Source organism: Desulfobacula sp. (genome assembly GCF_021107415.1).
The window spans coordinates 1-6297 of sequence record NZ_JAIOSW010000476.1; the positions used below are offsets into that span (position 1 = coordinate 1).

Sequence of the window (6297 nt, forward strand, 5' to 3'; positions counted from 1 at the left end):
TTAATTCCTTTACCCAGGCCGGCACCGATTTCAGGAAGTTTTCCTGCACCGAATATAATGAGGATAATTACAAGAATAATTATCAGTTCCGGCATTCCAAGTCCACCAATCATAACACACTCCTATTTGCTTCATGTGGTTATTAAGTCAAATAAAAAATATAACACTAAGTTTTTAAAGTGTCAATATTTTAGAACCTCAATAAAAATATTTAGAATAACAATTTTGTAATATATTGTTCTAATATAGATGCTTTTTCGGGAAAAAGCTTGTGAAAGATAATTTTATGATTATTGTTACACCAAAATTTATATCGAAAACAAAACAAAATTAAATATGGAGATGCTGTATGTATCAGAAATCGAACACCGAATTTGCCGGTGCAAAAAAATATGTCCTGGATCAGGAACTTGCTTCAATCGTCAATATATCAATGAAACTTGAGATGCCCCTGCTTCTCAAGGGGGAGCCGGGAACCGGTAAGACCATGCTGGCTCATGCCATTACTGAAAATTTGGATATGCCTTTAATTGTTTTGAACGTAAAATCCAGCATGAAGCTGGTTGAGGCCCTGTATCAATATGATACCCTGACCCGTTTAAATGATTCCAGGTTCGGAGATTCCAAAAGGGATGTGAGTAATATTGATGAGTATATCAAAATGGGAAAGATCGGACAGGCTTTTTGTGCAGAAAAAAGAACCGTGCTGCTGATTGATGAAATTGATAAGGCAGATACGGATTTCCAGGATGATATGCTGGATGTTTTAGATCAGATGCAATTTGATATCATTGAAACCGATAAAACCATAAAAGCTGTGCACAGACCGGTTATCATTATTACATCCAATGCGAAAAAAGATCTTTCCGATCCTTTCTTAGGCAGGTGTAATTTTCATCACATTGCCTTTCCTGATCCCAAAATGATGAGAAAAATCATAGGGGTTCATTTTGAAAATATTGATTCCAAACTGGCCCAGAATGCCATTGATGCGTTTTACAGCATGCGGGAGATTGATTCCATTGAGAAAAAACCCGCCACAAGGGAATTGATTAACTGGATCAGGGCATTGAATGCAGATCCTGATTTCAGGGCAAAGGATCTTGTTAAAGGTAAACTTCCATTTCTGGGAGTTTTGTTTAAAAAGAGTCCTGATTATGAAAGGGCAATAAATATAGGCTCAAGAAGACGAATGTTTTAATTCGGTGATGCTATGTTTTTAAAATTTTTTTATATCTTAAAAGAAATCGGGATACCCGTATCTCCCACATCTTTTCTTTTATTGCAAAAGGCGCTGAACCAGGGGATCATTAACAATCTGGATGATTTTTATACCTGTGCCAGATCTATCCTTGTAAAAAGTGAGAAGTATTTTGATCTGTATGACCAGGCGTTTGCCCACCATTTTGAAGGGGTTCCTTTGCCTGAAGATGAGGGGTTTGAAATAGATGAAATTGCCAGGGGCATGCTGGATGAATGGCTTAAAAATCCAAAAATGATGGCGGATGCATTAGGCGTTGATGAAGACCAACTCAAAAATATGTCACCTGAAGAATTGATTGAATATTTTAAAGAGCGGCTGAAAGATCAGGAGGGAGAACACCATGGCGGCTATAAATGGATCGGTACCGGCGGGTATTCTCCGGTTGGACATTCAGGCCACCATCCCGGCGGTATGCGGGTAGGGGGTCAATCCAGAAATAAATCTGCTGTAAAAGTTGCCAATGAGCGCCGGTATAAAGATTATTCAACCTCAGGACCTTTAACCCAGGCACAAATCGGTGAGGCACTCAAACGGTTGAGGAATATGATCCCGACAGGACCTAAAGATACCATTAATATTGATGAAACTATTCGGGAAACCATAAGAAATGCCGGAGAGATTGAACTTGTGTTTGACAGGGCGTTAAAAGACAGGCTTAAAGTTATTCTGGTTATTGACAATGGCGGCTGGTCAATGGATCCATATATCCAAGCGGTTCAAACCCTTTTTGATTACGCCGGATCTCAGTTTAAGGAAGTAAAAACCTATTTTTTCCACAACACAATCTACGACTGTGTCTGGGAAGACCCGGCAAGATATAGGAAACCCAAGAATATTATTGAATTTTCCCGGCTTGATCCTGAAACAAGGCTGATTATTGTCGGGGATGCCAGTATGGCGCCCTATGAACTCATGGCCCATGACGGCTCTATCCATATCTCGGAAAGAAGTGGCAAGCCCAGCCTGGAGCAGCTCAATTTTTTAGCCAAAACTTTTTCACATTTAGTATGGTTGAACCCGGTTTCAGAAACCATGTGGGGCTATACGCATACCATTATAACCATCTCAAAAATTTTTTCCATGTATGAATTATCCCTGGACGGCCTTGAAAAAGCAGTGATTAAACTCATGAGCAAGACATGAGTGCCCGACCGAAAACCGCTAATTTTTCCGATTACTGCGTTGGGCTCAAAATTCAACATTATAGAGAGTTTTGGTATTATTAAATATAATTTGCGACAATTCATCCGGATCAGCATTTCTAATCTCGGCAAGTCTTAACAGGACTGATTTTACAAAGCAGGGTTCATTACGCCGATTCTTATTCTTTTGGGGGGCGGGTGTAAGATACGGGGCATCTGTTTCAATTAATATCCGGTTTTCAGGAATAAGCGGTGCAATACTTCTCAAATACGCCCCCCTTTCTTTCAGAGTCAATATCCCTGTAATACCAATATAATATCCAAGATCAAGATACTTAAACATTTCTTCTTGAGTGCCGGAAAAACAATGAACAACTCCCTTGCGGCTTTCAGGGGCCTCGGATTTTAATATGTCATAAAATCTTCCCTTTGAATCGCGTTCATGAAAAATCAATGGCAGGTCAAGCATGCCTGCAATCTCAAGCTGTTTCGCAAAACAGTTTTCCTGATCTTTAACCGGTGAAAACATCCGGTTGTAATCAAGACCGGTCTCTCCCCATGCCTTAACACAGGAATTTTTTTTGGCCAGACGGATCAAAGTATCAATGTTTTCTTTGGAGCAATCTTTTGCATCATGAGGATGAATACCAACAGCGGTGATGATATTTTTATATTTACCGGCTATTTTAATGGCTTTTAAACATGTGTTGATATCCACACCAGCAATCATGATACCCTGAACATTTTCGTTTTCTGCCCGGTCAATCACATCGTCAAGGTCATTATCATAGTTTTTGTCATCAATGTGAGAATGGGAATCAAATAATATCATTTTTAATTTTTTACCTTAATTTAATCGGTTATGTCCCAATTTTAATAGTATTAAGCCTTCACTGAATGGAAGAAGCCGTTTTACGGTAACAGTGAAGGCTCAATGTAAGGAAAACTGTTTTGCAGCACTCCTTGACACAGGCAATTTATAACAGTAAATTCAGTCTCAGTCAATTAAGGACGATGTCAAGTAAGATGATTGTTAAGATATGGATGATAAGAAGAATAAAAATTCAATTATACGGTTGTTTAATGTCAGTAAAAGATATGGAGGGAAGCTTGCCTTAAAGGATATCACCCTTGATGTTGAGCAGGGGGAGTTTATTTTTATTTCAGGTCCTTCAGGAGCAGGAAAGTCCACCCTGCTTAGAATATTGTATCTTGCTGAAAAAGTCTCTGAAGGGCAAATCCTGATTGACGGCATGAACCTTGCCAGGATCTCTTCTTCAAAACTTCCTCTTTTAAGGCGGCGGTTTGGGATGGTATTTCAGGATTTTAAATTGATTCCCAACCGGACGGTTTATGAAAATGTAGCCCTTGTTTTGGAGGCTGCCGGAGAAAAATCTTCTTATATCAAGAAAAAAGTTATGCAGGTGCTGAGAACCACCGGCATGGAAAAAAAGTTTAAAGCCCTGCCGCCAACACTTTCCGGAGGCGAACAGCAGCGGGTTGCCGTGGCAAGGGCAGTTGTCGGGAACCCTTCCATTATTCTTGCAGATGAACCTACGGGCAGTCTGGATTCAAAATCAGCCCAGGCCGTCCTTGATTTTTTAATGGAATATCATAAAAAAGGGACCACTGTATTGATTGCCAGCCACAATCTGCATCTTCTGGAAAGTACGGTTCGAGGGAAAAATATTGAAATCAGGGATGGTATGATAAAACGGACTGCAACTATGCTCTAGGATAAAGAAAGAAAACCAGAATGACCCATTTTGTGAAAAAAGCCCTGGCAGATATTCGCTCAAACAGGTTTTTGAATTTAATTACGATTATAACGATTTCCCTTTCCATACTGGTTGTCAGTGTTTTTTTGCTTTTTTTTGAGAATGCCTCCAGAGTGATTGAATCATGGAACCAGGGCGGACGGGCAATGATTTATCTCAACAAAGACTTCAGCCTGGATCACCTGCCCGAATTAAAAGCAAAGATCAATGCCCTGGGTGAGATCGATGAGATGGTCTATATTTCAAAGGCCCAGGCCCTTAATAAACTCAAAAAGAATATGTCATCCCAAAGCACTTTTTTAAAGACCTTGAAAGAAAATCCTTTACCGGATGCCCTGGAAATCAGGATGAAGTCCTATAATAGTTTTGAAGAAGTCCAAAAATTTGCCCAGAGTATAAAAGCCATTGAAATCGTTGAAGATGTTGAATATGGGCAGGGTTGGCTGGGCCGGTTTTTAAAAATTTTTAATTTATTCAAGATTACCGGGTATGCCATGTGCAGCCTCTTTTTTTTAATTGCTTTGTTTATTACAGCAAATACCGTGCGGCTTGCATTTTACTCCCGCAAGCTTGAAGTTGAAATCATGCGCCTTGTGGGTGCTACGGAAACATTTATCAAAGCACCCTTTTATGTGGAAGGCCTTTTACAAGGATTTCTGGGAGGTGTTATGGGGCTGGTCATTCTTTTGATTACATATCTGATGATTTCATCGGGGATGACACAAAGTCTTGCTTCCTATATGTATTTTGATATCAGGTTTCTGTCTATTAAAATGGTAGTGTTAATTATTGCCGGCAGTACATTTTTAGGTTGGTTTGGATGTTATCTATCTTTAAAACAAATATTAAAATAGCCTTTTTTATCGGGTGTATGACCCTTTTATTGTCAAGTGCCGGGTTTGCCGCTCAAAACAGAGTTCTTTATAAAGTTATTGTCAGCACATTTAAGTTGAACATACGCACTGCACCCTCACGCAATGCCGATGTTGTCATTGTTGTTAAAAAAGGTGAAACGCTTGACGTGCTTCAAAAACAAGGTGATGTCGGCGGATGGTTGTCAGTAGAGTATAAAGGGGATAAAGGCTATGTCAGAAATCGCCCTCAATATATTACGCGGGTTCCCGTTCCCCCAAAAAAAGAAGTAAAAAAACGGGTCAAAAAGACAAAAGAGTTCCAAAAAGAAATAAAGAAAGAGCAAAAACAAAATATCCGGGTCAAGATTCAAACCCAGGAAAAAATGGTGGAAACATTTTCCCAAAAAGAGATTGAAATCATAGAAGGATTAAATGAAATTGATTATGCATTGAATAAAGCCCGTAGAAAAGTTTTGGCTTTGTCAACAGAAGTGATGCAGTTGGAAGGAAAAATAGAACAACTTAACCGGGACAGGGAAGGATTATCCAGGGAAATTATTCAAAACCGTGAATATGCGGGAAAGAGGTTGAGTGCGCTCTATAAAATGAATATGATTGGCAGACTGGATGTCGCAGGGCTGCCAACATCTGTATTTGATTTTTTTCTCCAGCAAAATTCAATGAAGCGAATCATCACATCTGATTTTCAACTTCTTGAAAAGCAGAATTTGGATCTTGAAAAGTTTGAAATACTGGAACAGGAGTTGCAAAAAGAGGTTCAGGCAAAAACAGTCCTTGAGACAGAACTCAATAATCAGATAAGGATCAATAAAAAAGAGACCTTGAAAAGGGAATTAATTTTAAATGAGATTCGTCAAAAAAAGAAATTATCCCTTGCAGCGGTTGAATCTTTAAAACAGGCAGCACTGCAACTGGATAACCGGATGAAAAGTATTCAAAAGGATGAGGTGTCATTTTTTAATGATTCGTCTTTTTCAAGTTATCAAGGACGATTGAAGATTCCGGTAAAGGGTAAAGTTATTTCAAAATTTGGTCCCTCAAGGACCGGGGATTACAAATCCTTCACTTTTCAAAAAGGAATTGATATAAAGGTGGAGAAGGGTGAGCCTGTAAAATCCGTTTTTAAAGGAGAAGTTATATTTGCCCAATGGCTCAAGGGCTATGGGAATTTATTGATTATCAATCATGGAGACAACTATTATACGCTGTATGCCCATGTTGAAGAGATTTTTAAACAA

7 protein-coding genes are annotated in these 6297 nt (G+C 39.1%); 5 read left to right on the forward strand and 2 right to left on the reverse strand.

Translation table 11 applies throughout. The features are described 5' to 3' along the window. On the reverse strand, positions 1–113 hold a 113-nt coding region (locus K8S13_RS23750), incomplete at its 3' end, for a twin-arginine translocase TatA/TatE family subunit (protein WP_291466215.1). 236 nt (positions 114–349) lie between these two features. Here K8S13_RS23750 and K8S13_RS23755 point away from each other — a divergent pair. Together K8S13_RS23755 and K8S13_RS23760 are read left to right on the forward strand one after the other, a co-directional pair. Beyond that, entirely contained in the window at positions 350–1201 is an 852-nt protein-coding gene (locus tag K8S13_RS23755) for a MoxR family ATPase (RefSeq protein WP_291466209.1), read from the forward strand. Positions 1202–1213: 12 nt separating this feature from the next. Continuing rightward, a complete protein-coding gene (locus K8S13_RS23760) occupies positions 1214–2407 on the forward strand; it encodes a hypothetical protein (RefSeq protein WP_291466210.1) in 1194 nt (397 codons plus the stop codon). A gap of 45 nt (positions 2408–2452) precedes the next feature. Here K8S13_RS23760 and K8S13_RS23765 read toward each other — a convergent pair whose 3' ends face one another. Next, a complete protein-coding gene (locus K8S13_RS23765; RefSeq protein ID WP_291466211.1) occupies positions 2453–3238 on the reverse strand; it encodes a TatD family hydrolase in 786 nt (261 codons plus the stop codon). 208 nt (positions 3239–3446) lie between these two features. On the opposite strand from K8S13_RS23765, the gene ftsE reads away from it, so the two are divergent. The 3 genes from ftsE to K8S13_RS23780 form a co-directional block, all read left to right on the forward strand. Further along, the gene (ftsE, locus tag K8S13_RS23770; protein ID WP_291466212.1) at positions 3447–4142 is read left to right on the forward strand and encodes a cell division ATP-binding protein FtsE; all 696 of its coding nucleotides are present in this window, start codon (positions 3447–3449) and stop codon (positions 4140–4142) included. Between the two features lie 20 nt (positions 4143–4162). Then, positions 4163–5038 carry a permease-like cell division protein FtsX gene (ftsX, locus tag K8S13_RS23775; protein ID WP_291466213.1) on the forward strand — a complete coding sequence of 292 codons (876 nt, stop codon included), beginning with the start codon at positions 4163–4165 and terminating at the stop codon, positions 5036–5038. Further along, the coding region (locus K8S13_RS23780) for a peptidoglycan DD-metalloendopeptidase family protein (RefSeq protein WP_291466214.1) at positions 5005–6297 on the forward strand (1293 nt) is incomplete at its 3' end. The genes ftsX and K8S13_RS23780, both read left to right, overlap by 34 nt.

Bases quoted from the DNA above. Each gene is read 5' to 3' on its own strand.
- K8S13_RS23755 (WP_291466209.1), top strand. From the start codon at position 350: ATGTATCAGAAATCGAACACCGAATTTGCCGGTGCAAAAAAATATGTC.
- K8S13_RS23760 (WP_291466210.1), top strand. From the start codon at position 1,214: ATGTTTTTAAAATTTTTTTATATCTTAAAAGAAATCGGGATACCCGTA.
- K8S13_RS23765 (WP_291466211.1), bottom strand. From the start codon at position 3,238: ATGATATTATTTGATTCCCATTCTCACATTGATGACAAAAACTATGAT.
- ftsE (WP_291466212.1), top strand. From the start codon at position 3,447: ATGGATGATAAGAAGAATAAAAATTCAATTATACGGTTGTTTAATGTC.
- ftsX (WP_291466213.1), top strand. From the start codon at position 4,163: ATGACCCATTTTGTGAAAAAAGCCCTGGCAGATATTCGCTCAAACAGG.